This window comes from Streptomyces sp. SCSIO 75703 (assembly GCF_036607905.1).
Classification (GTDB): domain Bacteria; phylum Actinomycetota; class Actinomycetes; order Streptomycetales; family Streptomycetaceae; genus Streptomyces.
In genome coordinates, this window is the sequence record NZ_CP144555.1 from 2,621,860 (window position 1) to 2,639,958 (window position 18,099).

The following is an 18,099-nucleotide window of genomic DNA, read 5'->3' on the forward strand; positions in this document are numbered from 1 at the left end:
GATCGCCGCCCGATGTGCTCTCTCTGCACGTGACAGGAAAGCCGCAGGTGGGGCCCGGTTACTGGAACAGCCATTCGGACTTCAGTTCTGCATATCCGGGCTTGATCACGTCATTGATCATGGCCAGCCGTTCATCGAAAGGGATGAATGCTGACTTCATCGCATTGACGGAGAACCACTGCAGATCGTCGAGCGTGTAAGCGAATGCGCCGACCAGGTGCTCGAATTCCTGGGACAGGCTGGTGTGGGACATCAGCCTGTTGTCCGTGTTGACCGTCACGCGGAAGTACAGCCGGCGCAGCAGCCCGATCGGGTGCTCGGCGTAGGAGTCCGCCGCGCCGGTCTGGAGGTTGGAGCTGGGGCACATCTCCAGGGGGATGCGTTTGTCGCGCACATAGGAGGCGAGCCGGCCGAGGCGCACGGTGCCGTCCTCGGCGACCTCGATGTCGTCGATGATGCGCACGCCGTGCCCGAGCCGGTCGGCGCCGCACCACTGGAGCGCCTGCCAGATGGACGGCAGCCCGAACGCCTCGCCGGCGTGGATGGTGAAGTGGTTGTTCTCGCGCTTCAGGTACTCGAAGGCGTCCAGGTGCCGGGTGGGCGGGTAGCCGGCCTCGGCGCCCGCGATGTCGAAGCCGACAACGCCCTCGTCGCGGTAGCGGTTGGCCAGCTCGGCGATCTCCAGGGCGCGTGCGGCGTGCCGCATGGCGGTGAGCAGGGCGCCGACGCGGATCCGGCGGCCGTTCTCCCGGGCCCGCCGTTCTCCCTCCCGGAACCCCTCGTTGACGGCCTCGACGACCTCTTCCAGGCCGAGGCCGCCCTCCAGGTGCTGTTCGGGGGCGTAGCGCACCTCGGCGTAGACAATGCCGTCCTCGGCGAGGTCCTCGGCGCACTCGGCGGCGACGCGCACCAGGGCGTCGCGGGTCTGCATGACGCCGACGGTGTGGGAGAACGTCTCCAGGTACCGCTCCAGCGAACCGGAGTCGGCGGCCTCGCGGAACCACGCGCCGAGCAGGTCGGGTTCGGTCTCGGGCAGCCCCCGGTAGCCGGTGGCGTGGGCGAGGTCGGCGACGGTGCCGGGGCGCAGCCCGCCGTCGAGGTGGTCGTGGAGGAGGACCTTGGGCGCGCGGCGGATCTGGTCGGGGGTCGGAGTCTTCGCGGAGGGCTTCTCGGTGCGGTGGCTCGTCATTTCCGCACTGTAGCTCCTACGCGCGTAGAGCGGCAGGGTCCCCGCAACGCGCCACCCCGGCGGACCGGGGACGCCTCGCATCCGACCGGGGACCCCTCGCATCCGATCGGAGACACGCGCGAGACGAGCGGGGAGACGCCGCTACGGGCGGGGACACGCCCGGAAACCGCCGGGCAACGCACTCCCCCGGACGGGAACACGCCGTCGATACGCAAAGGTGACCGCGAGGACGGGTGGCGGGCGTGGCGTCTTCTGAGAATGTTCTGTCATGGCAGAGCAAACGACGCCGGACCGGCGGGCCCGGCTGGGGCGGACGCTCGGCCCGGAGGGGGCCGTGGTGGGCGGGGTGGTGCTGCTGCTCCCCGGGGGCGACGAGGTGTCCGGGCGCAGACCGTCGCCGCTGCTGGGTACCGCGTCGGTGCGCGCGCTCGGGCGGCGGCTGGCCCGCGCGGGCCGGGCGGGCGCCCCCGAGGGGGTCCTGGCCGCGCACGTGGTGCACTACCGTCGCCGCGGCTGGAACGGCGCCGAGGCCGATCTCGCGCGCGACGCCGCCTGGGCCGCCGACGAGGCGGTACGGCTCCACGGCGACGTCCCCGTCTGTCTGGCCGGGCTCGGCATGGGCGGCCGGGCGGCGCTGCGGGCCGGCGGTCACGAGGCGGTCGCCTCCGTCCTCGCGGTCGCGCCGTGGCTGCCCGACGAGGCGCCGGGCGGGCCGGCGGAACCGGTGAAGCAGCTCGCCGGGCGCCGGGTGCTGATCGTGCACGGCACCAAGGACACGCGTAGTGACCCGGAGTTGTCGTTCCGGCTGGCGGCGCGGGCGAAGAAGGCCAACCGGGACGTGTGCCGTTTCGAAGTGCACGCCGACGGCCACGGGTTACGCGCCTACCGGGACGAAGTCGCCGCGCTGGCCGCGGACTTCGTGCTCGGCACCCTCCTCGGGCGGCCCTTCTCGCGACCGGTGCGGGACGCGTTCGCCGCACCGCCCCCGCTCGGGCTGCGGATGCCGCTCGCCTCCGGTTTCGGCCGGTCACCGCGCCGCTGACCCCCGACGACCCACGGCCCGGGACCCAGGGCCCGGAACCCACGGCCCGGGACCCAGGGCCCGGAACCCACGGCCGGCGGCCGGCCCCGTCCGCCGGCCTCCGGTTCCGTCGTGGTGACCTCCGGAGGAGCACGCACCACCGGAACTCGCCGCCCTCACCTCCCTCACCCCTCCCCCACCCCTCACCCCGGTACCAGCGTCCCCCGGCGGGAGAGCAGGAACTTCTTGAAGGCGGCCACCGGGGGCGTGTCCGTGCGCCCCGCCAGCCAGGCGACGCCGATCTCGCGGGCGGCGCGCGGCGCGGTGACGGTCAGTTCGACGACGCCGGGGCGGGGGACGGCGGGCGGCGGCAGCAGGGCGACGCCGAGCCCGGCCGCGACCAGCCCGCGCAGCGTCTCCGCCTCCTCCCCCTCGAAGGCCACCCGGGGCCGGAAACCGGCCTCCTTGCACAGGGCGTCGGTGATGCGGCGCAGTCCGTAGCCGGGCTCCAGGGTCACGAAGGTCTCGTCGGCCGCCTCGGCGAGGCGGATGCGCCGCCGCCCGGCCAGCCGGTGGTCGGCCGGGACCACGAGGCGCAGCTTCTGCTCGTCCAGCCGCCGGGCGACGAGGTCGGGGGCGTCGGGCACGGGGGAGGTGAGGCACAGGTCCAGTTCGCCGGCGCGCAGCCGCTCCAGCATGGCCTCGCCGTAGTTCTGGACCAGGCTGAAGCGGACGCGGGGGTGGTCGGCGCGGAAGTCGTGCAGCAGGCCGGGCACGGTCTCGGCGCCCATGGTGTGCAGGAAGCCGAAGGCGACCTTGCCGGCCGCCGGGTCGGCGTCGGCGCGGACCTCCTCGGCGGCCCGTTCGACCTCGGCCAGGGCGCGTTCGACGGAGCCGAGGAAGGTACGCCCGGCCGGGGTGAGGGCGAGGGTGCGTCCGCGGCGCACGAACAGGTCGACGCCGAGGTCGGCTTCGAGCCGTACGAGGGCCCGGGAGAGGGTCGACTGGGGGACGTTCATCTCCTGGGCGGCGCGGGTGACGTGCTCGGTGCGCGCGACGCCGGCGAAGTGCGCGAGGCGTGGCGCCAGGAGCGTCACGATGTCTTCCGTGTTACCGGACGGTGACAGGCGGGTCGCTGAGCTGGGCTGATGCACCATGGGAACGATTATGGCGGATCCATGCATTGGACGGATCAGTCGCGGGCTCCGTACCGTCGCAGCATGAATCCCGCCGATACCGGGGCGTCCACGACCGTGGACGCCGGCTCCTCCGTCCCACTCGTCTCACCCGCCTCGGACCGTGACTCCCGGATGACCCCGGGCGGCCCCGGCTACCGCCGGATGAGCCTCGCCCTCTTCCTCGCGGGCGTGGCGACCTTCGCCCTCCTCTACTCCACCCAGGCGCTGCTGCCGCTGATCTCCGGCGACCTCGGGGTGACGGCCGGCGACGCGAGCTGGACGGTGGCCGCCGCGACCGGCGGGCTGGCCCTCTTCGTCCTGCCGATGAGCGCCCTGTCGGAGCGTTTCGGACGGCGCACCCTGATGACCGCGTCGCTGACCGTCGCCGTCGCGGTCGGCCTGCTGGTCCCCTTCGCCCCCTCGCTGGGCGCGCTGGTCGCGCTGCGGGCGGTGCAGGGAGCGGCGCTGGCCGGGCTGCCCGCGTCGGCGACCGCCTACCTCGCGGAGGAGGTGCGTCCGCGGGCGCTGGTCGGCGCGATCGGCCTCTTCGTGGCGGGCAACAGCGTCGGCGGGATGAGCGGCCGGGTCATCACCGGCTGGGTCGCGCAGGAGTGGGGCTGGCGGGTCGCCGTCGGAGTGGTCGGCCTGGTGGCGGTGGTGTGCGCGGTCGCGTTCCGGCTGCTGCTGCCGGCGCCGCGGCACTTCACGCGGGGGTCGCTGCGCCCGCGCGTCCTGGTGCGCGCGGTCCGCGACCACCTGGCGAACCCGCTGCTGCGCCGCCTGTACGCGATCGGCGCGCTCTTCATGACGGTCTTCGGCGGTGTCTACACGGTCATCGGGTACCGGCTGGCCGACGAGCCGTTCGCGCTGCCGCAGGGGCTGATCGGCTCGATCTTCCTGGTCTACCTGGTGGGCACGGTCTCGGCGTCGGCGTCGGGCCGTCTGGTGGACCGGCTGGGGCGGCGTGGGGCGCTGTACCTGGGTGGCGGGACGACGGCGGTGGGCCTGGTGCTCTCCCTGGCGGACTCCCTGCCGCTGGTGCTGGCGGGGCTGGTGCTGATCACGGCGGGCTTCTTCGCGGGGCACGCGGTGGCCTCCTCGGCGGTCGGCCGGACCGCGCAGCACGGCCGCGCCCAGGCGTCGGCGCTGTACCAGTCCGCCTACTACATCGGCTCCAGCGCGGGCAGCACGGCCGGCGCGGTCGCCTTCCACGCGGCGGGCTGGTCCGGCACGGTCGGGGTGGGGCTGCTGGCGGTGCTGGGCGTCGCGGCCATCACCCTGGCCGGGTCGCTGGCGGCCCGGCGCGAGGACGCCCGCACCCCGGTGCGGGCCCTGGGCCTCACGCGCTGACCTGGGCCTTCGCCGGCTCCCCAGGCCGTTGTCGGAGCCCTGCGGTAATTTCCGGAGTGCGCGGGCGACCGTGCGCGCGACGGGACGGCCACAGGGGTGGGTGGACGATGACCAAGGGGACCGCGACACCGGAGCTGGAGTCGGCGCTGGAGAAGCACCGGGTCGAGCTGACGGGGTACTGCTACCGGATGCTGGGCTCCTCCTTCGAGGCCGAGGACGCCGTCCAGGACACCCTGGTCCGCGCCTGGCGGGGGTACGGCTCCTTCGAGGGCCGCTCCAGCCTGCGTTCCTGGCTGTACCGGATCGCCACCAACGTCTGCCTGGACATGCTGGCCGCGGGTAAGAGGCGGGCCCGGCCGGTGGACCTGACCGACGCGACACCGCTGGCCCGTGCCGCGCTCACGCCCCGCCCGGATCACACCTGGCTGGAACCGGTGCCGGACGGGCGGGTGCTGCCGACGACCGAGGACCCGGCGGAGGCCGCCGTCGCCAAGGAGTCGGTGCGGCTCGCCTTCCTGGCCGCCCTCCAGCGGCTGCCGCCCAGGCAGCGGGCGGTGCTGATCCTGCGGGAGGTGCTGGCCTGGCGGGCGAGCGAGGTCGCCGAACTGCTCGGCACCTCGGTCCCCTCGGTCAACAGCGCCCTCCAGCGCGCCCGCGCGACGCTGGCCGCGCGGGACGAGCGGGCCGCCGAGGCGGAGGTGTCCGATCCGCTCGACGAGCGGCAGCGCCGGCTCCTGGAGCGCTACGTGGCCGCCTTCGAGGGGTACGACATGGCGGCCCTGACGGCGCTGCTGCACGAGGACGCGGTGATGACGATGCCGCCGTTCGACCTGTGGCTGGCGGGCCCCTCGGACATCACCGGGTTCATGACGACGCTGGGCGCCTCCTGCGCGGGCTCGCGGCTGCTGCCGGTCCGGGCCAACGGGCTGCCCGGGTTCGCGCAGTACAAGCCGGACCCGGAGGCGGGCGGCTTCACGCCGTGGGCGGTCCAGGTGCTGGAGGTGTCACGGGGCCGGATCACCGGGTTCCACTGCTTCCTCGACACCGCGCGGTGGTTCCCGCTGTTCGGGCTGCCGCTCCGTCTCGAAGCGGAGGCCGGCCAGGTCGAGTAGGGCGAGCAGGGCGGGGTCCGGGTCGCGCAGCCGGACGCGGCCGCCGGCCCGGCGGGCGGTGAGTTCCAGCCGGGCCAGCAGGTCGACGGTGCCGAGTCCGGCCCGTCCGAGCCCGCCGAGGTCCACCACCACGACCCCGGCCCCGGTGGCACGCAGGCGTGCGCGCACCCCGGCACAGAGCCGGGGCACCTCGCCCCGGGGGACGGGCCCGGACAGCACGAGTACGGCGGGTGTCACGGCCTCCACGTGCGGTAGACCGGCACGCCGTCCGGAACTCATCGGCGTGCGGACCGGCGGAGATCACATTGACCCGGGCTCGGCCCGCGCCGGAGGGTGGGCCCCATGCCCCGCAGCCCCCGTCCGTCACCCCGTCCCCGCACGCCACGCCGACCCCGTCGCCCCCATGGTCCCCGACAGCCCCGCAGCGGCTCCCGTACACCGCACAGTCCCCGCACGACGGGCTCCCGCCCCCGGCGCCGCCCCTCCCCCGGCACCCGCCCCCGCACAGCCAGTACGACCCGCACGACTCCCCTGTCCCACCCGGAACCCGGTCGCCACGCGGCGACCCACGCTCCGTCCGGCGCCCTCCCCCCTCCCGGCGCCTTCCCTCCCCCCGGGACGGTCCGTCCTCCCGGAGCAGTCCGTCTCCCCGGGACGGTCCGTCCCCCCGGAGCCGTCCGTCCCCCCGGAGCCGTCCGTCCGTCGGGGACGGTCGTCCGTCACGCCGGGGCCGTCCTCCGGCCCGGGGCCGCCGGAGGGCTCTCCTCCGGGGAGGGGGCGCCGTGCAGGGGGTGCTGACCGGCTTCGGGGTGATCGCCGTCGTCATCGGCGTCGGGTACGTGCTCGGGCTGCGCGGGCACCTCGGGGAGCAGGGCCGCGAGGTGCTGACCCGGCTCGCCTTCCACGTGGCCTCGCCCGCGCTGCTCTTCACGACGCTGGCGGGCGCGGACCTGTCGGTGGTCTTCTCGGACCGGCTGCTGGTCACCGCGCTGAGCACCCTCGCCGTGGTCGGCGCCTTCGTCGCGGTCGGCGTCGCGCGGCGCTGGGGACTGGGGCGCACCACCATCGGCGCCCTGTCCTCCGGTTACGTCAACGCGGGCAACCTCGGCATCCCGATCGCCGTGTACGTGCTGGGCGACGCCTCGCTGGTGGCTCCGGTGCTGCTGTTCCAGCTCCTGTTCGTGACGCCGGTGGCGCTGACCGTGCTGGACCTCTCGCGCGGCGGGGTGCGGGGGCCGTTGTGGCGGCGGCTGCTCACCCCGGTGCGGAACCCGATCGCGCTGGGCTCGCTGGCCGGGGTGGCGGTCGCGGCGAGCGGGCTGCGGGTGCCGGGGCCGGTGCTGGAGCCGCTGACACTGATCGGCAACATGTCGGTGCCGGCGGTGCTGCTGGCCTTCGGCATCTCCCTCAGCGGGAGCACGATGCCGATGCGGGGCGCGGACCGGGGGCCGGTGCTGCTGGCGGTCGTCCTGAAGTCGGTGGGCCAGCCCGCGGTGGCCTGGGCGCTGGCGTCGGGGGTGTTCGGCCTGCGGGGCGCGGCGCTGCTGGACGTGGTGGTGACGTCGGCGCTGCCGGCGGCGCAGAACCTGTACACGTACGCGTCGGCGTACGGGGTGGGCGAGCGGCTCGCCCGGGACGCGGTGCTGGTGTCGACGGTGGTGTCGGTACCGGTGCTCGTGGTGGTGGCCACCCTGCTGGGCTGACCGGACGCCGGACCCGGCGGCCGACCGGCACCAGGACCCGGCACCCGCACCCGCCCACGCACCGGCACCCCGATCCACACCGCGCCCGCCCACGCACCGGCACCGGCACCGGCGCCCCGGTCCACCCCCGCATCCGCCACGCGCCGGGCCCGGCGCGATGCCCCGCGCCGGGCCCCTTCTGTTCCGTGCCGTTCCGCCCGTTCCGCCCGTGGCGGGCGTGGGTCAGGCGATGCGGTCCAGCACCACCGGCGACGGGGTGAAGGCGGTGCCCTCCGGGGCGATGTCCCAGGAGCCCTCGACCGCGCTCAGGGCGTAGGCGAAGCGGTCCGGGGTGTCGGTGTGCAGGGTCATCAGGGGCCGGCCCGCGGTGACCCGGTCGCCGGGCTTGGCGTGCAGTTCGACCCCGGCGGCGGCCTGCACCGGGTCCTCCTTGCGGGCCCGGCCGGCGCCCAGGCGCCAGGCGGCGACGCCGACGTCGTAGGCGTCCAGGCGGGTCAGTACGCCGGAGGCGGGCGCGGTCACCACGTGCTGTTCGCGCGAGGTGGGCAGGGGCGCGTCCGGGTCGCCGCCCTGGGCGGAGATCATGCGGCGCCAGACGTCCATGGCGGAGCCGTCGGCGAGCGCCTTGGCCGGGTCGGCGTCCGTCAGTCCGGCCGCGTCGAGCATCTCGCGGGCGAGGGCGAGGGTCAGTTCGACCACGTCCCGCGGGCCGCCGCCGGCGAGGACCTCGACGGACTCGCGGACCTCCAGGGCGTTGCCGGCGGTCAGTCCGAGCGGGGTCGCCATGTCGGTGAGCAGCGCGACGGTGCGCACGCCGTGGTCGGTGCCGAGGCCGACCATGGTGGAGGCCAGTTCGCGGGCGTCCTCCAGGGTCTTCATGAAGGCGCCGGAGCCGCACTTGACGTCGAGGACGAGCGAGCCGGTGCCCTCGGCGATCTTCTTCGACATGATCGAGGAGGCGATCAGGGGGATGGCCTCGACGGTGCCGGTGACGTCCCGCAGGGCGTAGAGCTTCTTGTCGGCGGGGGCGAGTCCGTCGCCGGCGGCGCAGATCACGGCGCCGACGCCGTCGAGGACGGAGAGCATCTCCTCGTTGGAGAGCAGGGCCCGCCAGCCGGGGATGGCCTCCAGCTTGTCGAGGGTGCCGCCGGTGTGGCCGAGGCCGCGGCCGGAGAGCTGCGGGACGATCGCGCCGCAGGCGGCGACGAGCGGGGCCAGCGGCAGGGTGATCTTGTCGCCGACGCCGCCGGTGGAGTGCTTGTCGGCGGTCGGGCGGGAGAGCGAGGAGAAGTCCATGCGCTCGCCCGAGGCGATCATCGCGGCGGTCCAGCGGGCGATCTCGCGCCGGTTCATGCCGTTGAGCAGGATGGCCATCGCGAGGGCGGACATCTGCTCGTCGGCCACCTCCCCGCGGGTGTACGCGTCGACGACCCAGTCGATCTGCTCGTCGCCGAGTTCGCCGCGGTCCCGCTTGGTGCGGATGACGGAGATGACGTCCATGGCCATGGCTGGCTTCCTTCCGGTGGAGCGAAGGGTGATGCGGAGGGGTGGGGGGTGGAACGGGGTGCCGATGGGGTGGGGGCGTGGAGAACCGCGGCCCCCGCGGCCGGGTCCGGCGCGCGGGGGCCGCGGGCTCAGGGGGCGAGGTGTCCGGGGCCGAACGCCTGCGGGAGCATCTCCGACAGCGGTAGGACGCCCGCCGGGGTCTCCAGCAGGAGCCCGTCGCCGCCGAACTCGTACAGGAGCTGGCGGCAGCGTCCGCAGGGCACCAGGACCTCGCCGTGGCCGTCGACGCACACGAAGTGCGTCAGCCGTCCGCCGCCGGTGAGCTGGAGCTGCGAGACGAGCCCGCACTCGGCGCACAGGCCGACGCCGTAGCTGGCGTTCTCCACGTTGCAGCCGGTGACCGTGCGGCCGTCGTCGACGAGGGCGGCGGCGCCGACCGGGTAGCCGGAGTACGGGGCGTACGCGTGGGCCATGGCCCGGCGTGCCGCCTCGCGCAGCGCGGCCCAGTCCGGGGCGGTCACTTGCCCTGTCCCTTGCGGTACTGCATGCCGTTGGCCTTCGGCATCCGCAGGCGTTGCGCGGAGAGCGCGAGGACGACGAGCGTGACGACGTACGGCGTGGCCGAGACGACCTGGTTGGGGACCTCGTTCGTGCCGGCGTACCAGGCGAAGAAGAGGACGCCGACGGCCAGGGTGATCGCGGCCTTGACGTAGGCGCGGCGCACGACGAGCCAGATGGCGCCGGCCAGCAGCAGGAGCGCGCCGAGGAGGAGCAGGGCGTGCACGTTGGCCGAGCCGCCGCGCAGGTTGAGGCTGTCGGTGTAGCCGAAGAGGCCGGCGCCGATGGCGAGGCCGCCGGGCATCCAGTTGCCGAAGATCATCGCTGCGAGGCCGATGTAGCCGCGGCCGCTGGTCTGGCCCTCCAGGTAGAACGGGTTGGCCACGATGGCGAGGAAGACGCCGCCGAGGCCGGCCAGTCCGCCGGAGATGATCACGGCGAGGTACTTGTACTTGTAGACGTTGACGCCGAGGGACTCGGCGGCGATCGGGTTCTCGCCGCAGGAGCGCAGCCGCAGGCCGAACGGCGTGCGCCACAGCACCCACCAGCTCCCGGGGACCAGGGCGACGGCGAGCAGGGTCAGCCAGGAGACGTTGGTGACCAGGCCGCCGAGGAGGCCGGCGACGTCCGAGACGAGGAACCAGCCCTTGGCGTTGAGGTCGGTCAGGGCGCCGGAGAGTCCGGGCACGGTGAAGTGGCCGAGGGACTCGACCGCGGGGGACTGCTTGGCGGAGCCGCCCTGGTGGCCCTCGAAGGCGAGCGGGGCGAGGTAGCGGGTGGCGCCGAGGGCGAGGATGTTGATGGCCACGCCGGAGACGATGTGGTTGACCTTGAAGGTGACGGTCACGATGGCGTGCAGCAGCCCGCCGAGCCCGCCGCCGACGATGCCGACCACGACACCGGTCCACGGGCCCCACTGGAATCCGGCCCAGGCGCCGAACCAGGTGCCGAGGATCATCATGCCTTCGAGGCCGATGTTGACGACGCCCGCGCGCTCGGCCCACAGGCCGCCGAGACCGGCGAGGCCGATCGGCACGGCGAGCTGGAGCGCGGTGGACATCTGGCTGACGTTGGTGATGCCGTCGGCGCCGGTGACGAGCCGGACGAGGGAGGTCAGCGAGAGGGTGCCGGCGATGACCAGCAGCAGGACGGGCAGCGACATGCGGCGGCCGGTCGGCGCCGCGGGCTGCAGCGTGGGCTGGTTGACGTCGATCGCCGTGGTCGAAGTGGTCATCGGGCCGCCACCTCCTTCTGGGTGTTGTCGGGGTTGCCGCCGTCGGCGTCGCCGTCGCCGGCGGCTCCGAGGGCGAGGCCGGCGGCGAGTTCGGCGCCGACGCGGCGCTGCTGGCGGCGCAGGCCCCATTCGCGGACGGCCTCGTAGGCGACGACGACGGAGAGGACGATCAGGCCCTGCATGATCACCGCGATCTCCTTGTCGAAGCCGTGGAAGTCCAGCTCCGGGGAGGCCTTGTCGAGCCAGGCCCACAGCAGGGCGGCGAAGGCGATGCCGACCGGGCTGTTGCGGCCGAGCAGGGCGATGCCGATGCCGAGGAAGCCCACGCCCTTGGGGAAGTTGAGGCTGTAGGTGTGGGTGTCGCCGAGCAGCATGGGCAGTCCGGCGAGGCCGGCGACCGCGCCGGAGAGCAGCATGGCGCTGAGCACCATCCGCTTGGGGTCGACGCCGCTGGCCGCGGCGGCGGACTCGGAGGCGCCGGAGGCGCGCAGGTCGAAGCCGAAGCGGGTGCGGTTGAGGACGATCCAGTAGCCGATGCCGAGCAGCGCGGCGAGGATCAGCAGGCCGTGGATCTCGCCGGCGGCGCCCATGTCGATGCCGGGGATCCAGCCGGACTCGTGCATCTCGCCGGTGGTGCTGTTGTTGCCGATCTTGACGCCGAAGACGTCGGGCCGCCACATGTAGACGATGAGCGAGGTGGCGATGGCGTTGAGCATGATCGTCGCCACCACCTCGCTGACCCCGCGGGTGACCTTGAGGACACCGGCGATGCCGGCCCAGAAGGCGCCGGTGAACACGGCGGTCAGGAGCAGCAGCGGGATCTGGAGGACGGCCGGCAGGTCGGCGTGGGCGCCGACGATGGCGGCGACCATGGCGGCGAGCTGGTACTGGCCGTCGACGCCGATGTTGAACAGGTTCATCCGGAAGCCGATGGCGACCGCGAGGGCGGCGATGTAGTACATCGACGCCTGGTTGACGATGCGGACCTGGACGTCCGAGAACCCGGCCTGCTCGAACATCAGGACGAACGGTTCGATCGGGTTCTTGCCCGAGGCGATCAGGACGATCGCGCTGAGCACGAACGCCACGGCGAGCGCGATGACCGGGCCGGCCACCGCGAGGAGCACGCGCTCCCTGTCGAACTTCTTCATCAGCGGGCCTCGTCTTCCGGAGACTCGGGGGCTTCGGCCGACGTCTCGGGGGTCTTCCTCGCCGGGTTCTCGGGGGTGCCGGAGGTCTCGTCGGCGACGAGGTGGCCGGTGGCGGCGCCGGTCATGGCCGAGCCCAGCTCCTCCGGGGTGATGGTCGCGGGGTCGGCGTCCGCGACCAGCCGGCCGTCGTAGATCACCCGCAGCGTGTCGGACAGGCCGATCAGCTCGTCCAGGTCGGCGGAGATCAGCAGGACGGCCAGGCCCTCGCGGCGGGCCTCGCGGATGTGGTCCCAGATGGCGGCCTGGGCGCCGACGTCCACGCCGCGGGTGGGGTGGGCGGCGATCAGGAAGCGCGGCCCGTGGCTCATCTCCCGGCCGACGATCAGCTTCTGCTGGTTGCCGCCGGACAGGGAGGCCGCGGTGACGTCGATGCCGGGCGTGCGGACGTCGTACGCCTCGACGATGCGGCGGGTGTCCTCCTGGGACGCCTTCGGGTCCAGCCAGAAGCCGCGGCTGTTGGGCTTCTCGGTGACGTGCCCCAGGATGCGGTTCTCCCACAGGGGCGCCTCCAGGAGCAGCCCGTGCCGGTGGCGGTCCTCGGGGATGTGGCCGATGCCCCGTTCGCGGCGCTTGCGGGTGGGCAGGGAGGTGATGTCCTCGTCCAGGAAGCGGATGCTGCCGGAGTCGGCGGACCGCAGGCCGATCAGGGCGTCGACCAGTTCGGTCTGGCCGTTGCCCTCGACCCCGGCGATGCCGAGCACCTCGCCGGCGTGGATGGTGAAGGTGATGTCGTCGAGCAGGGCCTTGCCGCCGGGCGCGGCCAGGCGCAGCGCGTCGACGGTGACGACCGGGCGGTCGGTGACCGTGGACTCGGCGGTCTCGGGGGTGGGCAGTTCGCTGCCGACCATCAGCTCGGCGAGCTGGCGCGGGGTGGTCTCGGCGGGCACGGCGGTGCCGACGGTGGTGCCGCGCCGGATGACGGTGATGTCGTCGGCGACCGAGAGGACCTCGCCCAGCTTGTGGGAGATGAAGATGACGGACAGGCCCTCGGCCTTGAGTCCGCGCAGGTTCTCGAAGAGGGCGTCGACCTCCTGCGGCACCAGGACGGCCGTGGGCTCGTCGAGGATGAGCGTGCGGGCGCCGCGGTAGAGGACCTTGAGGATCTCCACGCGCTGGCGGGCGGCGACGCCGAGTTCCTCGACGAGGGCGTCGGGGCGCACGCCGAGGCCGTAGCGGTCGGAGATCTCCTTGATGCGCCGCCGGGCGCGGGCACCGATGCCGTACAGCTTCTCGCTGCCCAGCGCGACGTTCTCCAGGACCGTGAGGTTGTCGGCGAGCATGAAGTGCTGGTGGACCATGCCGATGCCGCGGGCGATGGCGTCGGCCGGCGAGCCGAAGGCCACCTGCTCGCCGTCGATCTCGATGGTGCCCTCGTCCGGCTTCTGCATGCCGTAGAGGATCTTCATGAGGGTCGACTTGCCGGCGCCGTTCTCGCCGACGAGGGCGTGGACGGTGCCCTTGCGGACGGTGAGGTGGATGTCGTGGTTGGCCACGACGCCCGGGAAACGCTTGGTGATCCCGGCGAGTCGGACGGCGGTCACCTGACCGTTGACCGCCGCTCCGGCCGGAGGGCTGCTGGACGCGTTGATGGCGCACTCTCCTGGGGACGGGGGCCGTCTACGCGCGTAGTGCCCCTACGGCATCGAAAGGCGGTGGCACACCGCTCGGCGGGACGCGGGGAAGGCGGACCCGGCCGCCCTCCCCGCGTCCCGCCGAGCGGACGCGACCCCGCGCTGACACGCTGTTCGAGGTCCGGGCCGGGTCCCGGGAACGCGGCCGGCGCCACCGGCACCGGCGCCCGGCCGGAGCCGGTCAGTTCCACGGGATCCGCCCTCGCTGCTCAACTAGCTGCTCTTGACCTTGATCTCGCCGTTGACGATCTTCTCCTTGGCGGCGTTCACGGCCTCCTGGAGCGCGGCGTCGTCCGCGAACTTGGGGTTGGAGACCGACAGGCCGACCTCGCCGGACTTCAGGTCGCCCTTGACGATACCGGTCTCGGGCTTGCCGTTCTCCACCGACTTCGCCAGGTTGTGGACGGCCTTGGCGACGTCCTTGGTGGCCGACGTCAGGATGAAGTCCTTGTACTTGGCGAGGGCTTCCTGCTTGTACTGGTCGGAGTCGACGCCGATCGCCCAGACCTTGTGCTTGGCGGCGGCCTCGATGACGCCCTGGCCGGAGAGGCCGGCCGCGGCGTAGACGACGTCGGCCTTCTTCTCGATCTGGCCCTCGGCGGCGGTCTTGCCCTTGTCGGGGCTGGAGAAGCCGCCCTCCTCCGCGGTCTGGGTGAGGTACTGCGAGATCACCTTGACCGAGGGGTCGGTGTCCTTGACGCCCTGCTCGTAGCCGGCCTGGAACTTGTGGATCAGCGGCACGTCCACGCCGCCCACGAAGCCGACCGTCTTCGTCTTGGTGCTCTTCGCGGCGGCGACACCGGCGAGGTAGGACGCCTCCTCCTCGTTGAAGACGAGGTCGGCGACGTTCTTCGCCTCGATCGTGGCGTCGTCCACGATGCCGAAGGTGGTGTCCGGGTACTTCTCGGCCGCGGCCTTCATGGCGGTCGCGTACGCGTAGCCGACGCCGATGACCGGGTTGTAGCCCTGCTTGGCCAGCGAGGAGAGGCGCTGCTCCTTGTCGGCGTCCGTCTCGCCCTCGGTGGGCTCGATGTCCGCCGTCTCGTAGCCGAACTCCTTCTTCGCCTGCTCCAGGCCCGTGAAGGCGGCGTCGTTGAAGGACTGGTCGCCCCGGCCGCCGACGTCGTAGGCGATGGCGAGGCCCTTGTCGCCCCGGGAATCAGACGACCCGGAGGAGGTCGAGGTGCCGCCGCAGGCGGAGAGGGCGAGGGCCAGGGAGGCGGTCGCCGCGCCTGCGACCGTGATCCGGGAAATCCGGCGCATGTGTGGTGCTCCTGTCGTACAAGCGCCGGACGGTTCGGCTTCGGCGCTGGCTTCGCCGCAGATTAACGCGCGTAGACCTGCCTGAAAACCCCTTCTGTCCACCTTGTTATCCGCCCGTGAGCAAGAGGCCGCACAGGCGAGCGGTCCGGGGCCGCGGCATCGGCCCGCCGGGGCCCGGCCGGGGGCTCGCCGGGTGCGAACGCGGGGTGGCGGAGGGTGACCCGGCAGGGGTTTCCGGGCCGCTTTCGTGACGGGGAGTCGCCTGCCGGGGACACCACGGTACGGACCCGGCCCCGGGCCGCCGGACACGGCGCGGCGGACGGCCTCCCGGTGGCCGTCCGCCGCGGCGCGCTGCCCGTCGCCGGTGTGTCGAGGATTACTCGCTGCGGACCGTGATGGAGCCGGCGACGATGCCCTCCTTGGCCTTGGCCACGGCCTCCTGGACGCCCGCGATGCCGGCGTACTTCGGGTTGGCGTCGGACAGGCCCACGCCGTCGGACTTCAGGTCGAAGGTCCGCACCCCGGTCAGCGGCTTGCCGTCCTGCACCGACTCGGCGAGCGCGTAGACGGCGCCGTCGATGTCCTTGGTGGCGGAGGTGAGGATGTGGTCCTTGTACGCGGCGAGGGCTTCCTGCTGGTACTGGTCGGAGTCGACGCCGATCGCCCAGACCCCGGCCTTCGCGGCGGCCTCGATCACGCCCTGGCCGGAGAGCCCGGCGGCCTGGTAGACGACGTCGGCCTTCTTCTCGATCTGGCCCTCGGCGGCGGCGCGGCCCTTGTCGGGGCTGGAGAAGCCGCCCTCCTCCGCGGTCTGGGTCAGGTACTGCGAGATCACCTTGATCTTCGGGTCGGTGTCCTTCACGCCCTGCTCGAAACCGGCCTGGAACTTGTGGATCAGCGGCACGTCCACGCCGCCGACGAAACCGACCGTCTTCGTCTTGGTGGCCTTGGCCGCGGCGACACCGGCGAGGTAGGACGCCTCGTGCTCGGCGAAGACGAGGGAGGCGACGTTCTTGCCCTCGACGACGGAGTCGACGATGCCGAAGGTGGTGTCCGGGTACTTCGCGGCGACGGCCTCCATCGCGGGCCCGTAGGCGAAGCCGACGCCGATGACCGGGTTGTAGCCCTGCTTGGCCAGCGAGGCGAGCCGCTGCTCCTTGTCGGCGTCCGTCTCGCCCTCGGTGGGCTCGATGTCGGCGCCCTTGTAGCCGTACTTCTTCTCGGCCCTCTGCAGGCCGGCGTAGGCGGCGTCGTTGAAGGACTGGTCGCCCTTGCCGCCGATGTCGTACGCGATGGCGAGGCCCTTGGCCTCCTTGCCGCCGTCACCCCCGCTGTCGCTGCCGGTGCTGGTGCCGCCGCAGGCGGTGGCGGCGAGTGCGAGCGAGGCGACCCCCACCGCGACCCGGGCCAGTCTGGATATCCGACGCATCTGAAGCTCCCCATTCTCCAAAGCCCCGCAGCGGGCGCTCGGTTCGGCGCACATTAACGCGCGTAGAAACTCCTGGGAACGGGATCGAGGGGCGCCGTTATCCATTCGTGCCGCTGCCCCGTCCCGCCGTCGGCCGGCGGCGGGACGGGGCGGACGTGGCGGACGGGGCCCGGGGTCCGCGGACCCCGGGCCGGGCGGGGCGCGGGTCAGCAGCTCGGGTCGAGGAAGGCCGCCGCCGTGAACATCTCCACGCCGACGTCGATGGCGTGCTCGTCGGCGTCGAAGTCGCCCTGGTGGAGGTCCCGTACGGTCCGCTCGCCGGGCGGGCGGACGCCGAGCCGGGCCATGGCGCCGGGCACGTGCTCCAGGTACCAGGAGAAGTCCTCGCCGCCGAGGGACTGCTCGGTGTTCTCCACGGAGTCGGGTCCGCGCCGGGCGGCCATGGCGGTGCGCAGCAGTTCGGTGCTGACCGGCTCGTTGACGACCGGCGGCACGCCTCGTACGTAGGTGATCTGGGACTTGGCCCGGTAGAGGTTGGCGATCTCGTCGATGGCCGCGACCACGACATCGGGCGCCTGCCGCCAGGTGTCGAGGTCGAGGCACCGCACGGTCCCGGCCAGTTCGGCGTGTTGCGGGATGACGTTCGGGGCGTGTCCGGACTCGATGCGGCCCCAGGTCAGGGCGAGTCCGCCGCGGCTGTCGACCCGCCGGGAGACCAGCGCGGGCGCGTCGGTGGCGACGCGGGCGGCGGCGGTGACCAGGTCGGTGGTCAGGTGGGGGCGGGCGGTGTGGCCGCCGGGGCCGTCGAGGGTGATCTCCAGCCGGTCGCAGGCGGAGGTGATGGGGCCCTGGCGCAGTCCGATGAGGCCGGCGTCGACCCGGGGGTCGCAGTGCACGGCGAGGATGCGGTGCACGCCGTCGAGGACGTCGTCGGCGAGGGTGTCGGCGGCCCCGCCGGGCAGCACCTCCTCGGCCGGCTGGAAGATCAGCCGGACCGGCCGGGGCAGCACGCCGCGCCGGTGCAGGTCGGCGAGGATGATCCCGGCGCCCAGCACGACGGTGGTGTGCACGTCGTGGCCGCAGGCGTGCGCGCGGTCGGGCACGGTCGAGCGGTACGGGCAGTCGTGCTTGGTGTCCGGGATGGGCAGGGCGTCGATGTCCGCCCGCAGGGCGAGGATGCCGGCGCCGTCGAACCCGGGGTCGCCGACGCCGATGTCGCAGACGAGTCCGGTGCCCACGCTCAGGACGCGCGGTCGCAGCCCGGCCTGCCGCAGCCGCTCCTTGATCGCCGCGGTGGTGCGGAACTCCTGGTTGCCCAGCTCGGGGTGGCGGTGCAGGTCACGGCGGAAGGCCACGAGTTCGGCGCGCAGCGCCTCGGGGAGCGTGCCGGGGAGCACGGCGTCGGGGGGTGCGGCCTCGCGTTCGGCCTCGGACTCTGGGGACATGAGCTGCTTCACCCTCTGAAGGGTAGGACGCCCAAGCCCCGGTTCGACCCACGATCAACAAAAATTCAGCCCGTCAGGGGAAGAAATCTGGCCGCCCTACGCATACCTGTCGTCTCTGCTGGGTAAACTCGCCGCCCTTTTCGGCCGTGCGGGTCAGGAGGATCCACCGGGAACGCCTCGGCGGCGTCCCGGCACCCGTCTTCCTCTCACGGATACCACGCCTCACCGGGCCCACGCGCGCCGAGGACGCCGGGGCCGCCGGGGCGGGG

At 73.3% G+C, this 18,099-nt stretch carries 15 protein-coding genes; 4 read left to right on the forward strand and 11 right to left on the reverse strand.

Annotated features, from left to right (window positions below):
* Positions 1-58 precede the first annotated feature (58 nt).
* A complete protein-coding gene (locus tag VM636_RS11290) occupies positions 59-1,189 on the reverse strand; it encodes an adenosine deaminase (protein ID WP_030422435.1) in 1,131 nt (376 codons plus the stop codon).
* Positions 1,190-1,457: 268 nt separating this feature from the next.
* Here VM636_RS11290 and VM636_RS11295 point away from each other — a divergent pair, with 268 nt between their 5' ends.
* Entirely contained in the window at positions 1,458-2,231 is a 774-nt protein-coding gene (locus VM636_RS11295) for an alpha/beta hydrolase (RefSeq protein ID WP_030422434.1), read from the forward strand.
* A 182-nt stretch (positions 2,232-2,413) separates the two neighbouring features.
* On the opposite strand, the gene VM636_RS11300 is transcribed toward VM636_RS11295, so the two are convergent.
* Positions 2,414-3,367: a LysR family transcriptional regulator gene (locus tag VM636_RS11300; RefSeq protein WP_030422433.1), complete on the reverse strand. Its 954-nt coding sequence runs from the start codon at positions 3,365-3,367 to the stop codon at positions 2,414-2,416.
* 63 nt (positions 3,368-3,430) lie between these two features.
* Between VM636_RS11300 and VM636_RS11305 the strand changes: the two genes are divergently transcribed.
* Together VM636_RS11305 and VM636_RS11310 are read left to right on the forward strand one after the other, a co-directional pair.
* A complete protein-coding gene (locus tag VM636_RS11305) occupies positions 3,431-4,738 on the forward strand; it encodes an MFS transporter (RefSeq protein WP_338484312.1) in 1,308 nt (435 codons plus the stop codon).
* 107 nt (positions 4,739-4,845) lie between these two features.
* Positions 4,846-5,850: a sigma-70 family RNA polymerase sigma factor gene (locus tag VM636_RS11310; protein ID WP_030422431.1), complete on the forward strand. Its 1,005-nt coding sequence runs from the start codon at positions 4,846-4,848 to the stop codon at positions 5,848-5,850.
* Here the strand turns inward: VM636_RS11310 and VM636_RS11315 are convergent.
* Positions 5,743-6,129 carry an STAS domain-containing protein gene (locus VM636_RS11315; RefSeq protein ID WP_053914617.1) on the reverse strand — a complete coding sequence of 129 codons (387 nt, stop codon included), beginning with the start codon at positions 6,127-6,129 and terminating at the stop codon, positions 5,743-5,745. The two genes, VM636_RS11310 and VM636_RS11315, sit on opposite strands and share 108 nt — an antisense overlap.
* Before the next feature lie 503 nt (positions 6,130-6,632).
* Between VM636_RS11315 and VM636_RS11320 the strand changes: the two genes are divergently transcribed.
* A complete protein-coding gene (locus VM636_RS11320) occupies positions 6,633-7,553 on the forward strand; it encodes an AEC family transporter (protein WP_030422429.1) in 921 nt (306 codons plus the stop codon).
* Between the two features lie 222 nt (positions 7,554-7,775).
* On the opposite strand, the gene VM636_RS11325 is transcribed toward VM636_RS11320, so the two are convergent.
* From VM636_RS11325 to VM636_RS11360, 8 genes are all read right to left on the reverse strand, one after another.
* Complete coding sequence (locus VM636_RS11325; RefSeq protein WP_030422428.1) at positions 7,776-9,059, reverse strand: thymidine phosphorylase; 1,284 nt, start codon at positions 9,057-9,059, stop codon at positions 7,776-7,778.
* A gap of 128 nt (positions 9,060-9,187) precedes the next feature.
* A complete protein-coding gene (locus VM636_RS11330) occupies positions 9,188-9,580 on the reverse strand; it encodes a cytidine deaminase (protein WP_030422427.1) in 393 nt (130 codons plus the stop codon).
* Positions 9,577-10,851 (reverse strand): ABC transporter permease, encoded by a 1,275-nt coding sequence (locus VM636_RS11335; protein ID WP_030422426.1) that lies wholly within the window; start codon positions 10,849-10,851, stop codon positions 9,577-9,579. Before VM636_RS11335 ends, VM636_RS11330 begins: the two co-directional genes overlap by 4 nt.
* Entirely contained in the window at positions 10,848-12,002 is a 1,155-nt protein-coding gene (locus VM636_RS11340; RefSeq protein WP_030422425.1) for an ABC transporter permease, read from the reverse strand. The genes VM636_RS11335 and VM636_RS11340 overlap by 4 nt, the downstream gene beginning before the upstream one ends.
* Complete coding sequence (locus VM636_RS11345; protein WP_030422424.1) at positions 12,002-13,603, reverse strand: ABC transporter ATP-binding protein; 1,602 nt, start codon at positions 13,601-13,603, stop codon at positions 12,002-12,004. Before VM636_RS11345 ends, VM636_RS11340 begins: the two co-directional genes overlap by 1 nt.
* 303 nt (positions 13,604-13,906) lie before the next feature.
* Positions 13,907-14,956, reverse strand: a complete 1,050-nt coding sequence (locus tag VM636_RS11350) for a BMP family ABC transporter substrate-binding protein (protein ID WP_030422423.1) — start codon at positions 14,954-14,956, stop codon at positions 13,907-13,909.
* A 376-nt stretch (positions 14,957-15,332) separates the two neighbouring features.
* Positions 15,333-16,385, reverse strand: coding sequence for a BMP family ABC transporter substrate-binding protein (locus VM636_RS11355; protein WP_053914618.1), 1,053 nt, complete (start codon positions 16,383-16,385; stop codon positions 15,333-15,335).
* 206 nt (positions 16,386-16,591) lie between these two features.
* Positions 16,592-17,830, reverse strand: coding sequence for a M20 family metallopeptidase (locus VM636_RS11360; protein ID WP_030422421.1), 1,239 nt, complete (start codon positions 17,828-17,830; stop codon positions 16,592-16,594).
* Between the last annotated feature and the right edge of the window lie 269 nt (positions 17,831-18,099).

Coding starts and splice junctions, on each gene's coding strand:
- VM636_RS11325 (WP_030422428.1), bottom strand. CDS start 9,059: ATGGCCATGGACGTCATCTCCGTCATCCGCACCAAGCGGGACCGCGGC.
- VM636_RS11335 (WP_030422426.1), bottom strand. CDS start 10,851: ATGACCACTTCGACCACGGCGATCGACGTCAACCAGCCCACGCTGCAG.
- VM636_RS11315 (WP_053914617.1), bottom strand. CDS start 6,129: ATGAGTTCCGGACGGCGTGCCGGTCTACCGCACGTGGAGGCCGTGACA.
- VM636_RS11340 (WP_030422425.1), bottom strand. CDS start 12,002: ATGAAGAAGTTCGACAGGGAGCGCGTGCTCCTCGCGGTGGCCGGCCCG.
- VM636_RS11360 (WP_030422421.1), bottom strand. CDS start 17,830: ATGTCCCCAGAGTCCGAGGCCGAACGCGAGGCCGCACCCCCCGACGCC.
- VM636_RS11295 (WP_030422434.1), top strand. CDS start 1,458: ATGGCAGAGCAAACGACGCCGGACCGGCGGGCCCGGCTGGGGCGGACG.
- VM636_RS11350 (WP_030422423.1), bottom strand. CDS start 14,956: ATGCGCCGGATTTCCCGGATCACGGTCGCAGGCGCGGCGACCGCCTCC.
- VM636_RS11305 (WP_338484312.1), top strand. CDS start 3,431: ATGAATCCCGCCGATACCGGGGCGTCCACGACCGTGGACGCCGGCTCC.
- VM636_RS11290 (WP_030422435.1), bottom strand. CDS start 1,189: ATGACGAGCCACCGCACCGAGAAGCCCTCCGCGAAGACTCCGACCCCC.
- VM636_RS11300 (WP_030422433.1), bottom strand. CDS start 3,367: ATGGTGCATCAGCCCAGCTCAGCGACCCGCCTGTCACCGTCCGGTAAC.
- VM636_RS11355 (WP_053914618.1), bottom strand. CDS start 16,385: ATGCGTCGGATATCCAGACTGGCCCGGGTCGCGGTGGGGGTCGCCTCG.
- VM636_RS11310 (WP_030422431.1), top strand. CDS start 4,846: ATGACCAAGGGGACCGCGACACCGGAGCTGGAGTCGGCGCTGGAGAAG.